The following is a 23,761-nucleotide window of genomic DNA, read 5'->3' on the forward strand; positions in this document are numbered from 1 at the left end:
ATCACACCATGACCCCTACCCGCATCGGCCTGATCGGCGCCGGATACATTGCAACCTGGCATGCGGACGCCATCGCGGCGACCGACGGCGCAAACCTCGCCGCCGTCTGCGACACGTCCGGTGCCGCCGCCCGCGCGCTGGCCGAGCCCCGCGGCGTGCCCGCCTACGACAGCCTCGCGGCCCTGATCGACAGCGGAACCTGCGATGCGGTTCACATTCTGACCCCACCCGACAGCCATCTCGCGCTCGGGCTGCAATGCCTCGAGGCCGGGCTCGACGTTCTGATCGAGAAGCCGGCGGCGCTGAGCGCCGACGAAACGCGACAGCTGCGCGATGCGGCGCACCGTGCGGGGCGGCACTTCCGTCCCGGTCACAACTTCCTCGGTCTGCCATCCTACTCGCGGTTGAAGGCGCTGGTCGCCTCGGGCGACCTCGGTCGCGTATCGGCGGCCGAGATCACGTGGGCGCTGCCCCTCGCGCCGCTGCGCTCTGGGCCGTACAACCTCTGGCTCCTGCGCGAACCGAAGAACCTGCTTCTGGAGATCGGACCGCACCTTGCGGCGTTCGCGGTCGACCTGTTCGGCCCGCTCGACGTCATCGCCGCCGACGCCTCGAAGCCGGTCATGCTGCCCGGCGACGACCCCCGGCCGCAGAGCTTCCGGATCCTCGCACGGGCCGGCGATGTCGACGTGACGTTGAGCCTGAGCATGGTCGAGACGGTGGACGACCGCTCGGTGACACTGCGCGGCTCGTCGGGGCGCGCGCGGCTCGACTATGCCGCCGACACGCTGGTGGTGGAGCGAGAGAACGCCTCCGACCTCGTGCTGAACCCTTTGCGCCGCCAGATCGCGCTGGCGCGCGGCCATGCCCGGGAGGGACTCACCAACGCCGCGATCCAGGTGCGCTCGCTCAACATGCGCTCACCCTACGCACAGAGCTTTCGTGGCATGTGCGCGGCGATCTACGGCTCCGCGCCCGATGAGCGCTACGACGCCGACAACGCCGTACAGGCGATGCAGGCGCTCGATGACGCGCTCGCGCTTTTGCCGACGGACACGCTTATCCCGAAGGCACCGGCGGTGGCGACGCGCGCGCCGCGGCCGACCGCGCTCGTGATCGGCGGAACCGGCTTCATCGGGCGCGCCCTGACCCGCGCGCTCGTGGCCCGCGGCACCGACGTACGCGTGCTGTCGCGCGGTCGCCACGGCCCGTTCCCGGATCTGCCCGATTCCGTCGAGACCGTCGGCGCGTCCCTGAAGGATCGCGCCGCGCTCGTTCAGGCGATGGACGGCATCCGCCACGTCTACAACCTCGCCCGCGCGCTTGGCACGAACTGGCAGGACTGCCTGGACAACGACGTCGCCCCGGCGGTCACCATCGCCGAGGCCGCGCTGGAAGCCGGGGTCGACCGGCTGGTCTATACCGGCACGATCGCGAGCTACGACATGTCGGACCGCTTCGGCCGCATCACCGAGGCAAAGGGCTTCCCAAACGACATGACCGACCGCAATCTCTATGCCCGGTCCAAGGCCGAGTGCGAACGCCGCCTCATGCAGATGCATCGCGAGAGGGGCCTGCCGCTGACCATCGCGCGGCCAGGCATCGTCGTCGGGCCGGGCGGGCCGCTGCAGCACTGGGGCATCGGCCGCTGGCACGGGGCCGGCGCCGTGCGGATCTGGGGCCGCGGCGACAACATCCTGCCCTTCGTCCTGAACGACGACGTGGCGGACGGCCTGATCCGCATGGCCGAAAGCGATGTGGCCCTGGGCGAGGATTTCAACCTCGTGGGCGAGCCGATGCTGACGGCGCAAGGCTATTTCCGCGCGATTCACGAGCGTCTGGGCGCACGGATCCGCGTTTCCACCGGAAACCTGACCGCCTTCTGGGCGGCGGATGCGGTCAAGGCGACGCTGAAGCGACGTGCGCTCGGGCGGCGCGACGTGATCCGTCCGTCGCGCGCCGACTGGATCAGTCGCGCGCACCTGTCGCGCTTCGACAATACGAAACCCAAGGACCTGCTGGGCTGGCAGCCGGTGTCGGATCGCGAGGCGTTTTTGCGCGCAGCGATCGACGATGCTGGCCTGTTCGGCTTTTGAGCGCCTCGGGGATCGACAATCCCCGTTAATGAGCCGCATTTTTGACGACATTTGATGTTGAATTGCGGGGAAGCAATACGGATCTCTCTGCCATGTCGCATGACGCTCACGAGTTCACCGGACGCCGGCCTTCACGGCGCGCGCGGGGCTGACCATGGCCGACCGACCGAAGTTTCGCCGCCGCCGCGGCCGCACGCCGGAGCGCACTGAAGACGACGATCTGCGCCCCGTTCCGCCGCTCGAAACACGCGCGGAACGCCTGGAACGCCGGGAGGCCGAGCGCCGCACCGACGATCGGCGCGAGTTCGACCGCGGAGAAACGGACCGGCGCACCGCCGAGCGGCGCGCGGCCGATCCCGACCCCGCGCCGGCCGTGGCCAAGGCGCCGGAGGCCGCAAGTCCGGGCGCGATCGAGACGCCTGCGCCTTCGACCGCTGACGCCGCGCACGCACCGGCCCATGCAACCACGCGGGCGGTGGCGCACGATGCGCAGGATACGGCGCGTCAGACCCTTCCGGCTGCCGACGACCCCGAGCGGCTCTGGGCCAGCATGCCAAGCTTCGCGGTCGATGACCGCGCGCTCGAGCGCAACCGCATCATCAGCGCCAGCCGCAGCGATCCCGCACACGTGTCCTTCGACGTCCTGCGGACGCGGATCCTGCGGGCCTTGTCGGATCGTCAGTGGCGGCGCGTCGCGGTGACCTCGCCCACGCCGGGCTGTGGCAAGACTTTCACCCTCGCCAATCTCGCGATCTCGCTGTCGCGCCAGGCGGATCTTCGCAGCGTGGTGCTCGATCTCGACATGCGGCGGCCGGAACTGCACCGGGTGTTCGGGATCAAATCACCCAAATCGATCGGCGACATGCTGCGCGGCAAGACCCTTCCCGAGCAGCACCTGCTCCGGCTGGGGCCGAACGACTTTCACGCAGGGCGCAGCATCGCCTTCGGCTTCAACGGCACGCCTGAACCGTTCGCGGCAGAGCTCCTGCAGGATCCGAAGACGGCCATCGCGCTCGACATGATCGAGGCGAGACTCAAGCCCGACGTCATGCTGTTCGACCTGCCGCCGGCGCTTTCGGGCGATGACGTGCTCGCCCTCCGGCCGCATTTCGACGCCGTCCTGCTGGTGGTGGGCGGTGGCGTCAGCGCGCAAAGCGACGTGCGCGAGGCGGAACAGCGCCTCGGTGCCGACACGCCGCTTCTCGGCGTGGTGCTGAATCGCGCCGAAGGCATCAACGAAAAGAAATACGCTTACTGAGGCCCGCGCAGGGCGCTCAGAATTCGGTGCGCCCCGGCAGCAGCCGCTCGATCAGGCCCGCATCGCCGAGCCCGGCGCTCACCGCACGCAGGGCTGCGATCACCGCGAACACCAGCGCCAGCAGCCCACCGGTCCAGAGCCAGCGACGCCGGCTGTGATCGCGGCGCGACCGGACGGTGGGAATGGACACGACCGGGACGATACCAAGCTGGTGCTCCATTTGCGCCGGCGTGCGGATCACCGGACGCGCGATCTCGAGAAGCAGCGCCAGCCCGAGCGCGAGGAACAGGCTTGCCACGCCGCCGGCCGCCGCGACCTTGCGCTTGCTGCGCGAGATCGAGGTTTCCGGCGGCAGCGCCGTTTCCAGCACCTCGTACCGGTCCGATGCCTCGCGCTCGAGCAGGACCTGCGCCATCTCGGCGTCGGCGCGGCGGCGTCCGACAACGGAATACCGCTCCTGCAACTGGTCGAGCTCGCGCTCGAGCCCGGCGAGCGTCCGTTCGATCTCGGGCGCGCGGGCGATGTCCGCCTCGATCCGGTCGATGCGCGCCTCGATCAGGCCCTTCTGCTCGTTCAGAAGATCGACCTGCCGCTCCTGGCTGGCGGCGCGCAGACGCGCCGCGTTGTTCTCGAGCGCCAGGATCTCGCGGTCGAGCGTCAGGAGCTGGTCGCGCAGCGCGGCGAGTTGTGTCCGCAGCGCCTCGAGCCCCTCGGGAAGCGCGTCGGAGTTCTCTCGCTTGAAATCGGCAATCTCGTTCTCTGCCTCGGAGATCTCGGTCGCGACGCGCGCGGCTTCGGCATCGAAGAACGACAATGTCTCGGCGGTGCGCGTGGCGCTGCGGCTGCGGGCCTGCGCGATCACCGAGCCCATCAACTCGTTCGCGACGGCCGCCGCGTCCTCGGGATCGTCGAGGCGGACGGTGATGCTGAGCCCCGAGGGCACGACATCGGTCTGCCACGGCTGCGCATTGCCGCGCAGCTCGTCGAGCGTGATCGCGGAGCGCAACATGAATACCCGTTCGCTGAACGAAACCGCGTCGGGAAAGAGATCGAAGGTGTCGAGGATCTCGATCAGGTTGTCGCGGGCCATCAGCCGCTGCTCGATCAGGCGAACGCGGCGGCTTGCTTCGCGCCCCGTGGCCTGCGCCGTCATCGAGTCGGTCATATCCTCGGTGACGCGCGCGTCCTCGATCTGCACCACCGCGGTGGCCTCGAACAGCTTGCCCTGCTGCGACGCGATGAACACCGACGCTGCGCAGCCCAGCACGAACACGAGCACGATGAGGAACGCGCGACGCCGCAGCGCCGCGAAGACCTCGGACAGGGACTGAAACTGGCTCATGTCGTCACTCTCGCAAAGGTGCCCCCGATGCGCGGATCGGGGCATTGAAGCGCGTTTCGCGGCAACCCTGCCCCCATCCTGCCTCAAACTTATCGCCGCGGCCGCTTTCTTGCCACGTTATAAACCGCGATTGACGGAAACAGCGCGTTTCTCAGACGCACGGGCGGTCACGACATCGGCATGACCGCCCGTGGGCTCTCTCGGTACTTTCCGCTTCGGGTCAGGCGCGTCGGCGGGCCCGCATTTCGCGCCGGCGGGCCATCGCATCGCTGCGCGTCTGCGCCCGCTCGTTGGCGTTGACCGGAGTGGCCCCGGCCGCCTCGCTCACCACGCTCCCCGACAGTTCGGCCACCCGCGCAGCGAGGTCCGACAACACCGGGAAGCGGAAGATATCCGTGATCGAGAGGTCGGGAACGCCCAGCTCTTCACGGATGGCGCGATGCGCCTGCACCGCGAGCAGGGAATGACCGCCGAGATCGAAGAAGCTGTCCCGCGCGCCGGGTGTCGCCACGCCCAGGACGCGCGTCCAGACCGACGCCACGCGGGCCTGCACGGCGGAAGCGCTGGCCGCCGGAACGACGGTGCCGGCGCGGCTCATGGCCGGCCGCTGTTCGGCGGCCGGGGCCGACCGTGCCGAGCGCGCGAGTTCCGGCGCGGGCAGCGCGCCACGATCGACCTTCTTGTTCGGCGTCAACGGAAACGCGTCGAGCCTGATGAACCGGCGTGGCACCATGATCTTCGGCAGCATCCGCGACAGCGCTTCCCGCAGCGCCACGTCGGCCTGCGGCGCTCCGGTGTAGTACCCGACCAGCCGCGTGTCGCCCGGCCGATCCTCGCGGGCGAGCACGACGGCCTGCTGCACGCCCGGCTGGCTCTCGAGCGCGGCCTCGATCTCTCCGAGTTCGATGCGGTGGCCGCGGATCTTGACCTGCGTATCGACGCGGCCGACGAAATCGATCCGGCCGTCCGCGCGACGCCGAACGAGATCGCCCGTGCGATACATCCGCCCGCCGTGGAACGGGTTGTCGACGAACCGTTCCGCGGTCAGCTCGGGCCGGTTCCAGTAGCCGCGGGTGACCCCCGCACCGCCGATCCACAATTCGCCCGCCACGCCGACGGGCACCGGCGCGCGGTCCGTGTCGAGGACATAGAGCTGCGTGTTGGCGATCGGCCGGCCGATGTTGACGACGCCCGGTCCGGGCTGGGCCGGCTCCACCGACGACCAGATCGTCGTTTCGGTCGGCCCGTACATGTTGGAGATGCGCGCCCGTGTGATCGACTCGAAATCGGCGACCATGGCCCCCGGCAGAGGCTCGCCGCCGAAGAAAAGGTGCCGCACGCGCGACAGTGCAAACCGCGCCTCGTCGTTCATCGCGATCATGCGCGCCATCGACGGCGTGCATTGCAGGTGGGTCACCTTGTGCCGGACGATCTGCGCGGCGATCGAGAAATCGTCGCGCGCGGGCTCCGCATCGGCGTTGGCTCGCGCAACCACCTCGGCCAACGGCCGCAGCCCGTCGAGGATCGTATCCGGCGCGATGCCGTAATCGATCAGGCAGGCGATCTCGGTCACGCCGATCCCGCGCAACTCCTCGGCGCGGGCGACGGCATCGTCCACGGTGCCAAACAGGCCGCTTTCGTTGAAGTACCGTTCGAACGCGAAGTCGAGGATCCCCTCCAGCTCGTCCTCGGACAGCGACCCGAGGTCCAGCTGCATCGGGTTTTCGACGCCCTTGGGCTTCTTGAAGGCGGGAAACGCCCAAGCATATTGCTTGATGAGGCCCGCCGCCGAGCGCAGGTAATCCTTCATCGGCTCGCGCGCGACCTCGCGCGCGGCCTCGCGCGTCTCGGCGAGGTAGGTGTGCAGCATCAGCGTCACACTGCGCTCCGACGGATCGTGGCCGGCCTCGCGCAGCGCATCGTGATAGAGCGCGATCTTCTCCTTCACCTCGTCGACCGATTGCCCGAGGAGATGCGTCAGGACGTTGGCGCCCAGCCGCCCGGCTTCCTTCCAGGTCTCGGGATTGCCCGCGGTGGTGACCCAGACCGGCAGCTCCTTCGACACCGGCCGTGGCTGTGTCACAACCTCTTGCGGTGTGCCGTCCTGCTTCGGGAATGCCACCGCCTCGCCGCGCCAGAGCCGGCGCAGGACATCGATCGTCGAGATCATCGCGGGCTTGTTGGCGGGCGGCGTGTTCTCGGGGCGCAGGACGAAGTCGTCCGGCTGCCAGCCGGACGCGATGGCGAGGCCCGCGCGACCGTTCGTGAGGTTGTCGATGACCGCCCATTCCTCGGCGATGCGCGCGGGGTGATGCAGCGGCGCGACGCAGGATCCGGCGCGCACGCCGATCTTTTTCGTCATTCCGGCGACGGCGGCACCGGTGACCGACGGGTTCGGGTAAGGACCACCGAAGGCGTGAAAGTGCCGCTCCGGCGTCCAGACCGCCACGAACCCGTTCTCGTCTGCAAAGCGCGCGCCCTCGAGAAGCGTACGGTACTTGTCCGGGCCGACCCCGTCGTCGTTGCCCCAGTAGTAGAGCGAGAACTCCATTCCGCCGCGACCGAGCCGTCCGCCCGAGATCATGCCGCGATCGGCGTCCGAGCTTAGCACGACGGTGTAGCCGCGCGCGGTCGCGTAGAAGAGTTCGAGCACCGAGATGTCGAAGCTCAACGATGTCACGGCGAGCCAGGCGCCGCCGGGCTCCTGCACGTGCGCGTCCATCCCGGCGTAGAAGTTCGCGACGTTGCGGTGTTCGATCATCACGCCCTTGGGCACCCCGGTCGAGCCGGAGGTGTAGATCAGGTACGCGAGATCGTCCGGGCCGGACCGGGGCGCCGGCGCCTGCGTCGGCGCGGCGGCGAGCCGTGGATCGGTGTCGAGGACGAGCGTGTCCGCGTCCGTCTCCGGCAAGGTTCCGGCGAGCGCGGATTCGGTGACGACGACCCGCGCGCCGCTGTCCGACAGGTAATGGCGCAGGCGGTCGGCCGGATAGGCCGGATCGAGCGGCAGGTAGGCGCCGCCGGCCTTCAGTATCGCGTATGCCGCGACGACGAGGTCCGGCCCGCGCCGGCAGCACAGCCCGACGACGACGTCCCGACCGACACCCATGTCGCGCAGGACATGCGCCGCCGCATTCGCCCGCGCGTCGAGCGCGGCGTAGCTGATGCGGGTGTCCTCGAACACGAGCGCCGTAGCATCCGGCGTGCGCGCCACCTGCTGCTCGAACAGCGCGTGCATGGTTTCGGGCGCGACGGGCGTCTCGGTTTCGTTCACCGCCTCGAGAACAAAGCCGCGTTCGCTCTCGGGCATGATTGGCAGAGGCGCGTCGCGCTCCGTCTCGGCCAGCGCGACGAGCCGCGCGGCGATCATTTGCGCGAAGGCGGCATCGACCCGGCCGGTATCGGCATGCAGCGTTGCTCCAGCCTCCGTCAGCTCGACGGTGATCGCCGCGCCGGGCACCGCGCCCGCGCCCTCGGACAGACCGATCGCCGGCGTGGCGAGGGCGCGCAGCGCGGGATCCCGCAACCGCAGATCACGCGCGAAGCCGCCGCGATCCGCGATCGCGCCGCGCGCGTCGGCGAGGCCGGCGGCGATGTCGGTCAGCGTCCCGGCCCCGGTCACCTCGAGCGGCACCCAGCCGGCAACCAGCCCGTCCTCGGCCAGTGCCGCGATCTCGGCGTCGCGAAAGGCCAGCGAGGGCGTTGCGCCCTCGGCGCCGAATTGCGCCAGCGCGGCCACGACCTCGTGCGGCAGTCGCGGCAGCGGAAGCGCGATCAGCTCGCCCGCGCCCGTGCCGGCGCCGTGCACCACGGCCGGCACCATGCGCGACAGCCGCGCGCGCCAGAACCCGTCGTACCGCGCCACATCCGTTTCGTCGGCGCGGGGGCCGGCCACGACCGCATTCACCGGAAGCACGGCGTCGAGTTCCGCATCAGCGCCCTCGAGCGTGGCGACCGACACCGACAGGGCGCCGCGACCGCAGGCGATGACCGCCCGATCGCCATCATGGCGAAGCACCGTGCCGGGTGCGCCGTCACCCGCAACGGCCTCGGCCGCCGTCACTGCCAGAACGGCTCCGGAAAGGCGGAGCTTCGGCACGCAGAGCGGGTTCCAGTAGCCGCCGTGATCCAGCGCGCGGCACAGACGTGCCAGATCGTCGGCCGGCCGTGCGGGGTCGAGGACACCCTGTCCCTCCGGCCGATCGGCCTTGGCGTGATAGGTGCGGCGCGACAGGTCCTGCGGGGTGCGCTCCGGCGCGCCGGTTTCCAGTTGTGCCAGCAGCGTATCGAAGGACGCAAACGCGGCCTCGAAACACTTCATGTTCAGCGTGAGGGCGGTGTCGCGCGGCCCGATCTCCACAGCCTGCGCGGCGAGGATGTCGCCTTCGTCCACGCCGCCCTCGATCACGTGCCAGGTGATGCCGTGCCGGGCCTCGCCCTCGATCAGCGCCCAGACCGGCGCGTTGAGCCCGGCATGCCGCGGCAGCGGGCCGTCGTGAAAGTTCACGGCGCCACGGGCCGGAACCGCCAGCGCGGTGTCCGGTATCACGTCGAGGTTGGCCACGCTCAACAGCCAGTCGCAGGCCGGAAGTGCCTTGGCCGCGTCCTTCGGCGCGAACACGGCAAGCTGCGCCTCGCGCGCCCAGTCCGCCACGGCGTCGGACCGGGTGACCACCGCAACGATCAGATGCCCACGCGCGACCAGCTTGCGGCCACACTCCACGGTCAGCGTATCGTTGCCCCAGAGGACGGCGGTGAATGCACTCATGTCTCTCACTCCGCTGCCTGCGGACGCGCGGCAGGGCGAGCAGTATCGCCGGGCCGAAACAGGCGTCGCAGGTCATGGCGCACCAGCGTGCGCAGAAATCCCGGCGGATCCGCCGGCGGTTGTCGCTTTATCGTCTGCTTGAGCCTGTGCAACACGCCGCCGGCGAGATGCGCCGTGGTCGCGGCGGCGGCGTGCCACCGCCCTCCGGCCGTCTCGAAATAATGCCACCGGCTCGCGAACCAGTAATCCGGCACCCGGCTCCAGGTCTTCATGCCGGTCGAGACCGAGCCGATATGCTCCACGGCGCTCTCGCGCACGTAGTGGACCTCGTGGCCCGCCGCGCGCACCCGACGACACAGGTCGGTTTCCTCGTAGTAGAGAAAGAAGCTTTCGTCGAAGAGCCCGACGTCGTCGAGCACCGACCGGCGCATCATCATCGACGCCCCGGCGAGCCAGTCGACCCGCCGCGTCGCCTCGGGAACGTCCATCGGCACGCGCTGCCGCGCGAAAACGCGCGAGATGAGGCCGATCCGCGCCGCGCCCTCGAACTCGGACGCCACGGAGGGGAAGCGGAACGACGTGATGTGGGGGTCGCCCTCCGGCCCGTGGATGTAGCTTCCGGCGATCCCGGCCTCGGGATGGCCCTCCAGCCGGTCGAGGAGAATGCGCACCGCATTCGGCGCCGGAAAGGCATCCGAATTGAGGATGTAGACATAATCCGGCGCTTGGTCGTCGGCGCGCCCCGCGCGAATCCCCGCGTTCATGCCCGCGCCAAAGCCGCCGTTGTGCCCGCTCTGGATCACCCGAACCGGCACCGGCCAGTCCGCCTCGGCCACGCCTGTGCGCAGCGCCGCTTCCGACCCGTCGCCGGAATCGTTGTCGACCACCACGATTTCGCCGTCGAGACCCGACATCGCCGTGGCCACGGCGCGCGTCGCACGCAGGGTCATGTCCGGCGTGCGCCAGTTCAGGACGACGGTCAGGAGGCGGGGGTCGCGCATGTCTGTCACTCCGCCGCCTCGGCCACGCGGAATGGAAGAACGGTTCCGCGTTCGGCGTCGACGGCCTCTGCCCGCGCGATCGCCGCGCGCAGCTTCGCCGCGAGCACCCGCACATTGGGTTCAAGCACCATCGAATCGTGGTCGCCGGGCACCTCGTGCACCTCGACGCCCGGGACGAACCGGCCCCAGTCGTTGTCCGGGTAGAGATAGGCGCGCTGGTGATCGACCAGTCGGCCGCCCGACACCGTCCAGTACCCGCGCAGCGGCGGCCGGAACAGCGCGACGCGCCCGTCCCACGGCCGCATCTCGTACGCGCCGACTGCGCCGAGAAAGGCAGCCTCGATCTCGGCGTTGTGGAATGCTGTTTCCGCTGCCGTGCCGTCCCGCGCGCGGCGCTTCTCGATCTCCCACGCGATTCGGTTGCGCGCCCACGTCACCGGGTAGCTCAGCCCCTTGCGGCGCAGCTCGTGCAGCTGGATCAACGCCCGGTCGCGTCCGCTCAACGGGGTGCGCTGCGGCAACGGCGTGTCGAGGAGGACGACAAGCGCCACCTGGTCGTCCATCGACTCGAGCTGGTGGGCGATCTCGTAGGCGGTGATACCGCCGCCCGAGAAGCCGCCGACGAGGTAGGGGCCCCGAGGCTGAACCTGCTTCATCTCGGCGATGTAGTCGCTCGCCGCCTCGGCCAGCGTCGCGTGCGGCGCCTCGTCACCATAGAGCCCCTTGGCCTGCAGCCCGTAGAACGGCCGGTCGGCCCCGAGCAGGTGCGCGAGGTGGCGCAGGTTGAGCACATTGCCGAACATCCCGGCGACGAGGAAGAACGGCGTCTGCGCCCCGCCCTCTCCGTCGTGCATCGCGACGATGTGCTTGAACCGCCGTTCCGGCCGGGTCTGGGCCGGCGTTTCGCCCGCGCCGCCGGTCCGCTCCTCGATCAGCGCGGCGCAGGCCCGGATCGTGGGCGCCTCGAACAGGATCGAGATCGGGAAATCGACGCGATATGCCTTGCGGATCATCGCGAACAGCCGGACCGCGATCAGGCTGTGCCCGCCGAGATCGAAGAAGCTGTCCTCGACGCCGACGCGGGACACGCCAAGAAGCTCCTCCCAGTAGCCGGCGAGCGTCTTCTCGATCTCGGTCTCCGGCGCGGCGTAGTCGCTGTCGAGTTCGGGGCGCTCGAAGGTCTGGCCGGCGCCGCGCGCCTCCACGCTCTGGCCCGCCTGACGGGTCAGCGCATCGAGGTCCATCGACGACACCACCACCTGGCTCGGTCCGGCGGCCATGGCGCGCGCGAAGGCGTCCGCGCCCTCCTCGGGCCGGATCCCCTGTTCCAGGTTGTGGGCCAGCCGCTCTTCGGCCGGCGACAGCGGCTGAAGGCCGGCACCCGCCTCGGTCTCGATCTCCGCCGCGGTCACCTTCTGCGGCGCCGCGAGCCGGGCCGCGTCGTCGAGCCGACGGATCGTGAAGCCCTCGATCTCCACAAGAACGGTTCCGTCCGGCGCCGCCAGCGTCACGTCGAACCGCGCGCTCTCGCCGTCGGCGCGGTTGTCGCCGGCATTGCGTACGTGGCTCACGATCCGTTCGCCCAGCGGCGCGTGGACGCGCACGCGTCCGTAGGACACCGGAACCCACAGATGCGTCGGGCGATACCCGGCAATCAGCTCCATCGCCCAGCCCGTCGCGATATCGAGGAGCGCGGGATGCAGCACGCAGCCGTCCTCGCGCGCCTCTCGCGGCAGCGACAGTTCGGCCACGCCTTCGCCGTCGCGGTGCGCGCGGCGATCCAGCACGCGCCAGCGCGGACCGAACGACAGGTGCACCTCCTGCCCGGTGACGAGCTTGCGGCCCTCCGCGCTTTCCTGCGCCGGGCCGAGCCGCGACCACAGCGCGGCGACGTCGATCCGGCGCGGCGCGGGCCGGTGGCCCAGCGCGATGAAACCCTGCGCCGCCGGCACGAACCCGGTCTTCCCGCCGGCTGTGGCGTCGGCCAACAGCTCGAAGCCATAGCCGGCCTCATTCCGGGTCAGGCGCACGCGCACGTCCCGCGCTCCGCCCGCGGGCACGGCCACGGCGCGAAGGAACGTCAGGTCGCGCAACTCGAACGCCGCACCTTCTCCCTGCGCCGCCATCGCGTGCGCCGCGAGCGTGAGCGATCCCGTCCCGGGAAGCAGCGCCTCGCCTGCCGCGGTGCGATGTTCGTCGATGATCCAGTCGGCTTCGGACACCCGCGTGTCGAACGTGCGTCGGCCCTCCCGGTCAAAGCTCGCCGTGCCCAGAAGCGGCAGGCCGGTGTCCGCCCTGGGGGCGGGCTCAACCTCGCCCGTGCGCGCGGCCACCGCCTCGGCCGCCATGCCGACCTCCGACCAGATGCCCCAGTTGAGCGCGACCACGCGCGTGCGCCCGCCGGCCCGTGCCCGGGCAAAGGCGTTGAGATACTCGTTCGCCGCGACGTAATCGACCTGCCCGGCCGGCGCCGTCACGGTGGACGAGGACGAAAACAGCGCCATCCAGTTCAGCGACCCGTCCGGGAACAGCCGGCCGAGCACGTCTGTCCCGTGGATCTTCGGCGTGAACACGTCCTCGACGCTCGCCGGGCTCTTCGACAGGAGCGGCGCGTCTGCGATCACGCCGGCGCCGTGGATCACGGCCTCGACGGGCCCCAGCCGCGACTCGATCTCGGTCAGCGCGGCACGCATCTCGTCCTCGTTGCAGACGTCGGCCGCGAGGCACAGAACCTCTGCGCCCGCGGCTTCTAGCGTCTCGACCGCGCGGATGCGGCGCGCGATTCGATCCTGCGGCGCGTGCCGCTTGAGGTAGAGATCCCAGTCCTCCCGCGCGGGCAAAGCGCCGCGGGCGACGAGCGCGATCTTGGCCCCCCGCGCGGCAAACGCGCGCGCAAGCGTCAGGCCGATCCCGCCGAAACCGCCGGTCAGCAGCACCACTCCCGCATCCGGCAGCGGCGCCTCGGGAAGCGCCCGCGGCTTCATCGCGCATTCGAAACGGCGGCCGTCGCGCAGCGCGGCGATGCGATCGCCAGGCTCCGACAACAGCTCTTCCAGGATCCCGGTGACGAGCGCCCCGCGCTCCGCCGTACTGCGGCGCTTCCGGGGCGGCAGCGCAACGTCGAGGGTCGAGACATGCACGCCGGGAAGCTCGCGCGGGATCACCCGCGCCGGGCCCGCGATCGTCGCCTTGGCCGGATCGCTCAGCACCTCGTCGCGCACCCGCGCGGCACCGTTCGTGACGATGGTGATCGGCAGCGGCTTCGGCAGCGCCTCGTCGGCGATCGCCTGTGCCAGGAACAGGAGCGCATAAAAGCCCTGCTCCTGCAGCCGGTGAAAGAAACTCGATCCCGGGCGGTGATCCGTGCCGGAGGTCAGCAGCCAGAAATGCGCAATGCGCGTCGGTACGTGCCCCTGCCGGACGAGATCCTGAATCAGCAGGTCGTAGCCTTCGCGCCCGCGTTCCGGTGCGATCAGGTAACGGGTGTCCGACAGGCGGGTGAACATGTCGCCCGGCGACACCTCGATCACCGTGTGGCCCGCGCCGCGCAGGCGCGCGGTCGCCTCCGCCGCGACGCCGGCCTCGTCCATGAACATCAGCCAGGTCTGCGGCTCGGCGTCGCCGAGCCCGTGGGTCACGTCGACCTCGACGGCGGCCCCGCGCGGGCGCCACACCGGAGCCCAGCCCCACTGCGCCACGTCGTCGATCCGGGGCAGGAAGACCTCCTCGCCCTCGGCGCGCGCCTCGCCCGGCGCGATGAAATACGGGCTGCGCTGGAAGGCGTAGGTGGGCAGTACGACGCGGTTGCGCCGGCCCTCGCCCCAGACCTGCGCCCAGTCGGCCTCGTAGCCAAGCGCCCAGAGCCGGCCCAGCACCTCGAGGAAGTAGCGGTCGTCCGCGATGTCCTCGTCGGGGTGGCGCAGGCTCGACAGCACCGCGTTCGCGGTCACGTTGCCATGCTGGCGCGCGAGCGAGGACAGCGCCTTGCCCGGCCCGACCTCGAGCAGAACGCGGTTGTCCGACGCGAGCGCACCGACGCAATCGGCGAAATGCACCGTGCCGCGCAGGTGTTCGACCCAGTAGTCGGGTGACGTCGCCTCGGCGTCGGTCATCCAAGTTCCGGTCCGGTTCGAAGTGAGCGGAATGGCCGGCGGTGAAAGTTGAATATTCTGAAGATACGACCGGAATTCGTCGAGTATCGGTTCGAGCATCCGGCTGTGCGCGGCGATGTCGATCGCGATCCTCCGGCACTCGATCTCCTCCGCGGCAAGCTCGGCCTCGAGGCGGTCCAGCGCCGCTTTCGGTCCGGAGGCGACGGACAGCCCGGGCGCGTTCTCCGCCCCGAGATCGAGATCCTTGGGCAGCCGTGCGCGCAGCGTCTCGGCCGGCAGCGCGACCGACAGCATCCCGCCCTCGGGCACGCGGTCGAACAGCGTGCCGCGCAGATGCACGAGGCCGATGCAATCCTCGAACGACATGACGCCGGCGACGCAGGCCGCCGCGTTTTCGCCCATGGAGTGACCGGCCAGCGCGGCCGGACGCACGCCCCAGCTCTGCCAGAGTTCGGCCAAAGCCACCTCGACGACCAGGATCAGCGGAAGCTGCACCGACGGCCGCAGCAGCCGCGCTTCGGCGGCCGCGCGGTCGCCCTCGGGAAAGAGATCGGCGCGCGGATCCGACCCCGTCAGCGTCGCGAGATGATCGAGGCCGCGATCCATCCATTCGGCAAAGACCGGCTCGGTCTCGTAGAGATCGCGCGCCATGCCGGCATATTGCGCGCCGCCGCCCGGAAACAGGAACGCCACGTCCGGCGCATCGAGCGCCTGGTGGTCGTGCACCCGGCGCGGATCGCCGGCCTCCAGCAGTTCGGCCGCCTCGGCATGCGTTTCCGCCACGACGATGCGCCGCCGCTCGAACGCCCGCCGCCCCTCCTTCAGGGTCCAGGCGATATCGGCCAGCGGCTGCTCGGGGCTGGACCTGAGATGCCCGGCCAGCCGCGCGGCATTGGCGTCGAGCGCGGCCTTCGACCGTCCCGACAGCGTGAGGATCTGAAACGGGAACGCCCCCTCTTCCGAGGCGGGTCGCACCGGCGCCTCTTCCAGCACCACGTGCGCGTTCGTCCCGCCCACGCCGAGCGAGTTGACGCAGGCCCGACGCGGCCCGTCCGCGACCCAGTCCGTCAGGCGGTCATTGACGCGGAACGGCGAGCCCTCGAAGTCGATCGCCGGGTTCGGCGCCTCGAACCCGAGCGACGGTGGCATCTGGCGATTGTGCAGCGCGAGCGACGCCTTGATGAGCGACGCGACGCCCGCGGCGGTGTCGAGATGGCCGATATTGGTCTTTACCGACCCGATGCGGCAGGTGCCGACGGCATCGCTGGTCTCGCGGAAGGCCTGCGTCAACGCCGACACCTCGATCGGATCGCCGAGATAGGTGCCCGTGCCGTGGCATTCGACGTAGCCCACCGTCTCGGCGCTCACGCCCGCCACGGCCAGCGCTTCGGCCACCGCCTGGGCCTGTCCGTCGACAGATGGCGCGAGGTAGCCGGCCTTGGCCGCGCCGTCATTGTTGACCGCGCTGCCCTTGATGACCGCCCAGATATGGTCGCCGTCCGCCTGAGCGTCGGCAAGGCGGCGCAACGCCACCACGCCCGCGCCCGAGCCGAACACGGTGCCCTGCGCGCGGTGGTCGAACGCGTGGCAGGCCCCGTCGGGCGACAGGATCTCGTTCTCCTTGTAGAGATAGCCGCGGCCCTGCGGCAGCTCGATCGTCACGCCGCCGGCCAGCGCCATGTCGCACTCGCCGTTGAGCAGCGCCTGCACCGCGTAATGCGTCGCCACGAGAGAGGTCGAACACGCCGTCTGAAGATTGATCGACGGCCCGGTAAGGTTCAGCACGTGGCTGAGCCGGGTCGTCATGAAATCCTTGTCGTTGCCCGTATGGCGCAACAGGAACATGCCCGTCCGCTCCACCAGGTCGGGATTCGAGCAGACGTTGAAATAGAAATACGATCCCATCCCACAGCCGGCGAACACGCCGATGCGCCCGTCGAAGCCCTCGGGCACATGACCGGCGCTCTCCAGCGCCTCCCACGCGGTCTCGAGAAAGCGGCGGTGCTGGGGGTCCATGATCGCCGCGTCCTTGGGCGACAGGCCGAAGAACTCGGAATCGAACATCTCGAACCCGTCGAGCGGCGCGGCGAACGGCACGTAGTCGCGGTGACGCATGAGACCGGGGCGTTCCCCAGCCGCGATCAGCTCGTCCTCGGAGAGCCGGCGAATCGACGAGATGCCGTCGCGCAGATTGCGCCAATACGCGGCCACGCTGTCAGAGCCCGGCAAATGGGCCGCCATTCCGACGATTGCGATATCTGTCTCGGCCGTCCGCGCGCCGTCACTCGTGTCGCTCATACCCACTCACCCTCGGTCCATGAGGCGGAGCCCTAGACCCGGAATGCGCGTGAAATGCGGCAAAATCTGGATCATGGCCCGCTGACCGCCCCGGACGGACCGCGATTCTAATGACTTCGTCCAATTTGTGACACGATACCAGTTTGTTCGGCGGTTGTCGCCAGATTGCTGCAATGCGGCGTCATTCTTAGCCGCTGGCCAGATCCGCGATCGCAGTGCCGTTCAGCGCAAGCGCCAGCGCCACGATCAGCGCGCCGAGGATACAGCCGCCCGCGTCGTGCAGCGGATCCCACACGCCCGACCGCCGCGCGAGCCATGTGACCACGGGATAGATCATGATCTGCGCCACGCCTTGCCCGATCAGCGCCCCGAGCAGCCCGCCCGCCTCGAGCCCGATCAGCAGGCCGGCGACCATGAACACGGCCTTGGCGAGCGACAGCACGAAGAAGCGCCGCGAATCGCCGGCCGCCAGCGCCGCCTGATCGTATGTCAGGCCGATGATCTGCGGGATCTGCGTCAGCGCGAGAACGACGACAACGGCACCGGCCAGATGGTAGCGCGGATCGTAGAGCAGCTCGACAAGCCACACCCCGAGGCACGCGGCCAGCGCCGACAGCATCAGCAGCGCGCCGGTGACCAGCGTCCGCATCCGGCGCAGCTTCGCGAAGTTCTCCCGGCTCTCGGCCGGCGGCGCCTCGCGGTAGATCGGGATCAGGACGCGGCCGACCACCATCAGCCCGAGCAGCATCGGAAACGACGCGAGGAAATAGCCGATGTTGTAGACGCCGAAGACATCGAGCGGCAGGTATCGCCCGATCAGGAGCTTGTCGGCCTGGTGCGAGATGAAGCCGCACACGGTCGCGAGAAAGATCCACTTGCCAAAGCTTACCAGCTCGCGCGCCGCCGGCCGCTCGAGCCGGAACCGGTTGCGCGCGCCCGGCAGGAACAGATCCAGAAGCACGAGCTTGGCCAACGCCGTCACGAGGTTCGACGCGACGAGCGCCCAGACCGAGCGGAAGATCAACGCGAAGGCGATTGCCACGATCAGCCCGGCGACCTGGCTCGCGATCTCGATGACGGTGACACGCCCGAGCATCAGATGTCGTCCGGCCGTGTCGAGCCGTGTGGGATTGAACCCGGCGATCAACAGCGTCAGGCCCGCCACGGGCAGAAGCTGTACAAGCTGCGGCTCGGCATAGATCTGCGCCATCGGCCAGGCGAGCGCCGCCGCGAACGCGGCGAGGCAGATCCCGCGCCCCACCTGGATCGTCCAGGCCGTATCGAGAAAATCGGGATCGTCGCCGCGCTTCGACTGCAGGATCGCAGGCGTCACGCCGACATCCGAGAACATGGCGAGCCCCGTGAGGAACACCAGCACCAGCGCCATAAGGCCGAACGCCTCGGGAAACAGGAGCCGCGTCAGAACCAGGTTGGACAGCAGGCGCAGCGCCTGCATCGAGCCGAACCCGCCGACCGTCAGCATCGAGGACCGCAGGGCGCGCGCCGTCAACGACGCGCCGCGGAACCGCTCCAGCAGCGCCATCCTCATCGGCCGCGGCTCCAGCCCGCCCCGGCACCGGCAGGTCCGAACCGGACGGCCAGCGCGACCCCGGAATAGACGGCGAAGCCCACCGGATCGCGCAGCGCGAGCCGAAGCTTGCGCGCGGCCGGGAAGGCCGGCTTGTCGTCATTGGCCAAGAGGGCAGGGTAGCGTCGCGCGATCTCTTCGACGCCGCGGTCCTGCCGTCGCCGCACGCGCACCAGCGCCGGCCAGCCCGACACCACCGGCCAGCGATAGGCCGCCGGAACGGCGATCCGCTCGCCCGGGGCGAAGTGCAGGCGGACGAAGGTGTCGTCCGACACGATGTCGGGAAACGCGTCCCAGCGCGCCCGCCCGGCGGCGTTCACCGCGAAAAGACCGCAGCCGGGCACGCCGGTCGCCATGAACGGCACCTGCGCCCAGATCCGCGCATAGGCGCGGCTTGCCGCGCTGGCGGGCGCGACCATCCGCAGGGTGCCCGAGGCATATCGCGGCGCGACGGTGTCCAGCGCCTCGGCCAGTTGCGGCAGCAGCGCCGGCGTCACCTCCACGTCGGCGTCGAGATAGACCCGGATCGGCGCGCGCACCGCCGCGTCCCCGGCATTGAGCGCAGGCAGCTTGCCGCCCTCGGCGCGGTCGATGACGCTCAGGGACCAGCCGCGCGCCTCGAACGCCGGCTGCATCGCCTCGGCGCGCGCGACGGTTGCGTCGCGACAGCCGTTGGCCACCACCACAACCTCGACCCCGCCCGGCACCGGCTCGGACTCCGCGACCGCCGACAGGCAACGGGCGATCAGCCGCTCCTCGTTCGAGGCCGGGACGATCACGGCAAGCGCCGGCGGCACATCATCTGCGGGGTGGTTCAATCCGGTCACACTCGTCGACTTTCGGTCCGGCACACGCGCGGGTCATGCCAGCCGAGTGTGGCCAAGCGATGAAAAATCATGAAGTCTCGCCGCATCCTGGGACGCTGCACATCCTGCATCAAATCGAATAGGCGGTGGTCGTGACCCGACCCTTGCGGATCGGATATCTCGTGCCCGAATTTCCGGGCCAAAGTGACATCTTTTTCTGGCGCGAGGTCAAGGCGCTGGAGCGGATGGGCCACGAGGTCCGGGTATTGTCGACACGCATGCCGCAGGCCTCGGCAATCGCCCGCGACTGGGGCCCCGCGGCGGCAGCGCGCACGCGGTACCTCTCGCGCGTCGATCCCGTGGCCGCAGCGCGCGGCGCGGCATACCTCGCGCGGCGCGGGCTTCCGCTGTCGACGCTCCTGGGCGGCCCGCGCCTTGCCGCCGATCTGGCCGTGGCGCTCGCCGCTGCATGGCGCCTGGCCGAGACGGCGACGGCCGACGATCTGGCGCATGTCCACGTCCAGAGCGGCGGACGCGCCGCGCTGATCGCGGCGCTCGCCGCTCGGATGGACGGGCCGTCCTACTCGCTGGCGCTGCACAGGCCACTGACCGACGATCGCGCCGGCCAGCCGATCAAGTGGGCCGAGGCGGCCTTTGCCACCTTCGCCACCAGCGCGCTCATGGCCGAGGCCGAAGACAGGCTCGGCGCCGCGCTGCCAGAGCGGCGGCTGGTGCTGCCGGTCGGCCTCGACACCGGCGCCCTGCAACGGGACACACCGTATTCGCCGGTGCGCCACGGGCGTCCGATGCGGCTTTTCGCGTGCGGCGATCTCGTGCCCGAGAGCCGGCATCACGATCTCGTCTCGGCGGTGCGTCAGCTTCTGGACATGGGGGTCGATGTCAGGCTGGAGATCGCCGGCGAGGACCCCGAGGGCGGAAGCGGCTTTCGCCGCGCGCTCGAGGCCCACATCAAGCAACTGCACCTGCGCGATCACGTGCGGCTTCTTGGCGCGCTCGACGATGCGGCGCTTCGGGCCCAGTTCCTCGACGCCGACGCGATGGTCCTTGCCAGCGGTCGCGCGCCGCTCGAACGTGGGCTGATGGAAGCGATGGCCTTCGGCGTTCCCGCGATCGCGGTCGATGCGGGCGGGGCCCGGGACATCATCAGGGACGGTCGCACCGGGATCCTCGTGCCGCCGGACAATCCCGGCGCGCTCGCCCGCGCCATCCGGGACTTCGCCGGACAGCCGGACTACGCGTGCCGCCTTGCCGCGGCAGGCCGGGAACAGGTGGAAACGCAGTTCGCGCTCGACCGCTGCGCGGCGCAACTCGTCGGCGAGATCGCGCGAACGGTCGACGCGCGCTGAGCGCGGCGCTCAGTTCGTCGGCACCACGTCGTCGGGCGCGTCGGCAAAGACCATCTCCTCCACCGCGACGAGCGACACCGTCTCTCCTCCGCGTGAAGCGAGAAGCCGGGGCCCGTCCTCGGCGAAGCGCCAGTCCCCGCGGACGCCGGGCAATACCGCCCGGTCGCGGCCCGGACCGCCGTGAAGCGCGTCGCCGCCGCCGCCCGAAATCAGGATGTCGGCTCCCGGCCCGCCGAGAAGCACATCCGCCGCCGGCGTTCCACGTACCTCCGCGTCCTCCCCGAACGCGTGGCGCGTCACGCCGCCGGCAAAGGTGCCCGGCGCGCGGTCCTCCCACTCGACCGGCGCGCTGGCATTGTGCGCCATGAGCACATCCCATCGCGGATTGGCATCGAGCAGGTGCCGCAACGCGCCCCAGCTGCCCCATTTCGACGGCGGCGCGACATCGACGAACGCGTTGAAGAGGCGGCCGCCCGCCGCGCTCCAGCCGTCGAGCGCATCGCGGTAGATCCCGGCGATCTCGGGCGAGTAGTTGAACGCGATCAGAAAGTCCGTCAGCCGGTCGTCGTCGATGTCCGCCATTCCGGAACTGACGTGGCTTCCGCCCTCGTACATGATGAAGTCGAGCTCGGCCTCGCGCGCGACGGCACCGTGATAGGGCCAGTATTCCTCGGTCATGGTCCGCAGCCCGGTCTCGCGGACGAGCGTCTCCATCGCCGCGAAGGCGCGGTCGAACCTGTGCTCCGCCACGTATTCGCGCAGCGCGACCCGGCTCAGCCCCTCGGCCTCTCCGGCGGCGCGCGCCGCGGCCTCGGCCCGATCGAGCCAGTCGCGGATCGCCGCGACGGTCTCGGCATCGCCGTGATCGTGGCTGAAATACCCCGTCACCGCGTAGGCGTCGAAACTCTCCTGCGGCATGCGCCCGAGGGTCAGGAAGGCCAGCGGCGAGCGCAGCACGTGCTGCTCGAGCCCGGGCCAGCCGGTATGTACGGCGACCACCCGAACGAGCCGCTCCGCCGCCGCGTCGCCGAAGACCTCGGTCCAGATGTCCATGACCTGCGCGGCGCGCAGCCCGTAATACTGGACCCAGCCCGTCCCGCTTTCGCCCCACATCTCGGCCGCGCGCGACTCGGCCCATTTCGACTGCGCGAACTGGAAGTTCCAGACCTCGTTGGAATACTCGACATAGGATTTCAGCTCGGGATGGAGCCCGTCGCGCACGGCCTCCCCGAACGCGCGGACGTAGGCGTCGTCGGCGGCGTGCGGCAGGGTGAACCACGGATCGGCGCGCACGCGGTTGGCCAGCGCGATCATAACCGGCAGCGGCACGCCCCATTCGGCCCAGGTGTAGTCGTCGACGCGCGGTCGATCCTCCCAGCGCGAGATCACGGAGTCGTTCGTCGCCATCCAATCCATGAACCGCAGCGCGCGCGCGTCGCCGATCCGGTCGAGCCAGAGCGGATTGAACAGCGCCCCTGCCTCGTGCAGCGGCAGGTTCTCCTCTTGCACGACCGAAATGTTGCGGATCGGATCCTGCGGGTCGGTCGCGACGATCCCGATTCCCACCGGCCCCTCGCCCGGCGCGTAGTGAAAGCGCGCTTCGCCCGGCGCGTAGTTCACACGTTGCGCCCGCCCCGACAGGCGGATCTCGCCCCTGCCGTCGTATCGCACGACATAGCTGCCGCGCAGGTGCTCTGCCGCCTCCGGCTGGTCGGTCAGGATCAGCGCCTCGATCTTCTCGACCCCCTCGGGCACGCGAAGCGGCCAGCCATGCGCATCGAGATGACCGCCCGCGCGAAGCTCGGCCACCTCGACGCCGCCCCATTGGCCGGGAAGGTGGCCGATCCACGGACGGGCGGTCTTCATCAGGTCGACGAAAGGGTGCTGCGTTGACCAGTCGGCGATTTCGTAGAGCCCGAATGCCAGCGCAGGCTCGTCCGCCGGTCGCGCTCCGCGCGGCGGCAGCGCGATGTCGCGGCGCTCCGGCAGCGGCCGGTCGGCGGGCGCGATCGCGGCAAGATCCGTCGCCGACGCCTCCGCGTTCGTGCTTTCCTGCGCTTGGGCGGCCTCGGCCGCCTCGGTCTCGGGCTGTGTGTCGGCCGCTGCCGCGTCCTCGTCCGTGGGCGCCGCGGCGTCAGATGCGGCCGCCTGTTCCACGTCCGGCGCTTCGGCCGCGGGCCCGGCGGATCCGAAGTCGCGCGCACCGAAGGCCTGCACGCGATCGCGGATCAGGGCCGCGATCTCGGGCCATGCCGCCCGAAGCTCTTCGGCGATCGTGTCCGGCAGTTCCACGCTCTCGGGCGGCGCCGTGTCGTAGAGCACCGCGTAGGTCACTGCCGCGGCGAGGAGGTACGTCTCCTCGGTCCCGTGCGGCGCATCATCGAGGTAGAACACCTCCGGGCCCAGATCGGACAGCGGTCCGGTCATGATCTCCGACAGGATCGGGCCCGCCGGGATCAGGCCGATCCGCGCCTCGGGCCGTTCGGCCCGCATCTCTGACAGAAGCTCCTCGAACCATGCGTGGTAGTCGCCCTGGTTGTAGGCGTGATAGCGGCGCAGTCCGCGTGCCCGGGGCGGAAAGCCGTACTGCTCCATGTCGGCCCAGCCCTCGTAGAGAAAGAGCGGTGCGCCGGGGGTTTCGGCGGCGATCCGGTCGAGCAGCGCCAGCGCCGCATCCCGCGGGTTGCCGTCGATGTGCCAGTAGTCGGCGTCGATCGCCTGCCCCTGCGCCCAGTTGATCGGCGACACCACGATCGTGTCGTAGGCCGACAGCTCTTCGGCGTCGCTCTCGGTAATCCCGTCGACGAACCATTGCGGTTCGATGGGATGAAACGCGGCCTCGGCCAGCGAGCTCCACCGACCGTCGAGCGTGATCTCCCGCCCGTCGGCCGCGCCGAGCCGACCCAGCCAGTAGGGCACGTTCGTGCGCGGCTCGTCGGGGTGGTGCACGAGCGAGTGACCGAAGACGAATATCCGGCCGGGGTCCGCTGCGGCGCCCTCGCGCGCGCCGCCGACAAGGCAGAGACCGAAGACGAAGAGGGAAATGAAAATGGCGCGCATGGATCCTCGAACCGGGCAAAATGATGCTGGAAAGGCGCCCGCAGGATAGGTCAGCGCCGAGCCCC

General features: G+C 70.1%; 10 protein-coding genes. 3 read left to right on the forward strand and 7 right to left on the reverse strand.

Annotated elements, in window-relative coordinates; all coding sequences use genetic code 11:
• Positions 1–8: 8 nt before the first annotated feature.
• Entirely contained in the window at positions 9–2,096 is a 2,088-nt protein-coding gene (locus ROJ8625_RS04275; RefSeq protein WP_085790579.1) for an NAD-dependent epimerase/dehydratase family protein, read from the forward strand.
• Between the two features lie 154 nt (positions 2,097–2,250).
• A complete protein-coding gene (locus tag ROJ8625_RS04280) occupies positions 2,251–3,354 on the forward strand; it encodes a CpsD/CapB family tyrosine-protein kinase (protein ID WP_085790580.1) in 1,104 nt (367 codons plus the stop codon).
• A gap of 16 nt (positions 3,355–3,370) precedes the next feature.
• Here ROJ8625_RS04280 and ROJ8625_RS04285 read toward each other — a convergent pair whose 3' ends face one another.
• The 6 genes from ROJ8625_RS04285 to ROJ8625_RS04310 all read right to left on the reverse strand — a co-directional run bounded on the left by ROJ8625_RS04285 (position 3,371) and on the right by ROJ8625_RS04310 (position 19,281).
• Positions 3,371–4,696, reverse strand: coding sequence for a GumC domain-containing protein (locus tag ROJ8625_RS04285; protein WP_085790581.1), 1,326 nt, complete (start codon positions 4,694–4,696; stop codon positions 3,371–3,373).
• A 220-nt stretch (positions 4,697–4,916) separates the two neighbouring features.
• Positions 4,917–9,464, reverse strand: coding sequence for a MupA/Atu3671 family FMN-dependent luciferase-like monooxygenase (locus tag ROJ8625_RS04290; protein WP_085790582.1), 4,548 nt, complete (start codon positions 9,462–9,464; stop codon positions 4,917–4,919).
• 5 nt (positions 9,465–9,469) lie between these two features.
• Positions 9,470–10,465, reverse strand: a complete 996-nt coding sequence (locus ROJ8625_RS04295; RefSeq protein ID WP_085790583.1) for a glycosyltransferase family 2 protein — start codon at positions 10,463–10,465, stop codon at positions 9,470–9,472.
• A 5-nt stretch (positions 10,466–10,470) separates the two neighbouring features.
• Complete coding sequence (locus ROJ8625_RS04300) at positions 10,471–16,875, reverse strand: type I polyketide synthase (RefSeq protein ID WP_085790584.1); 6,405 nt, start codon at positions 16,873–16,875, stop codon at positions 10,471–10,473.
• Positions 16,876–17,062: 187 nt separating this feature from the next.
• The gene (locus ROJ8625_RS04305) at positions 17,063–18,424 is read right to left on the reverse strand and encodes an oligosaccharide flippase family protein (protein ID WP_085790585.1); all 1,362 of its coding nucleotides are present in this window, start codon (positions 18,422–18,424) and stop codon (positions 17,063–17,065) included.
• Positions 18,421–19,281: a glycosyltransferase family 2 protein gene (locus tag ROJ8625_RS04310; RefSeq protein WP_370738466.1), complete on the reverse strand. Its 861-nt coding sequence runs from the start codon at positions 19,279–19,281 to the stop codon at positions 18,421–18,423. The genes ROJ8625_RS04305 and ROJ8625_RS04310 overlap by 4 nt, the downstream gene beginning before the upstream one ends.
• A gap of 140 nt (positions 19,282–19,421) precedes the next feature.
• Here ROJ8625_RS04310 and epsE point away from each other — a divergent pair, with 140 nt between their 5' ends.
• Positions 19,422–20,636: an exopolysaccharide biosynthesis GT4 family glycosyltransferase EpsE gene (gene epsE / locus ROJ8625_RS04315; RefSeq protein WP_143535031.1), complete on the forward strand. Its 1,215-nt coding sequence runs from the start codon at positions 19,422–19,424 to the stop codon at positions 20,634–20,636.
• Between the two features lie 9 nt (positions 20,637–20,645).
• On the opposite strand, the gene ROJ8625_RS04320 is transcribed toward epsE, so the two are convergent.
• Positions 20,646–23,696 carry a type I secretion protein gene (locus tag ROJ8625_RS04320; RefSeq protein ID WP_085790587.1) on the reverse strand — a complete coding sequence of 1,017 codons (3,051 nt, stop codon included), beginning with the start codon at positions 23,694–23,696 and terminating at the stop codon, positions 20,646–20,648.
• Positions 23,697–23,761: the final 65 nt, after the last annotated feature.

Origin of the sequence: Roseivivax jejudonensis (assembly GCF_900172265.1) — a bacterium.
GTDB classification, from domain to species: domain Bacteria; phylum Pseudomonadota; class Alphaproteobacteria; order Rhodobacterales; family Rhodobacteraceae; genus Roseivivax; species Roseivivax jejudonensis.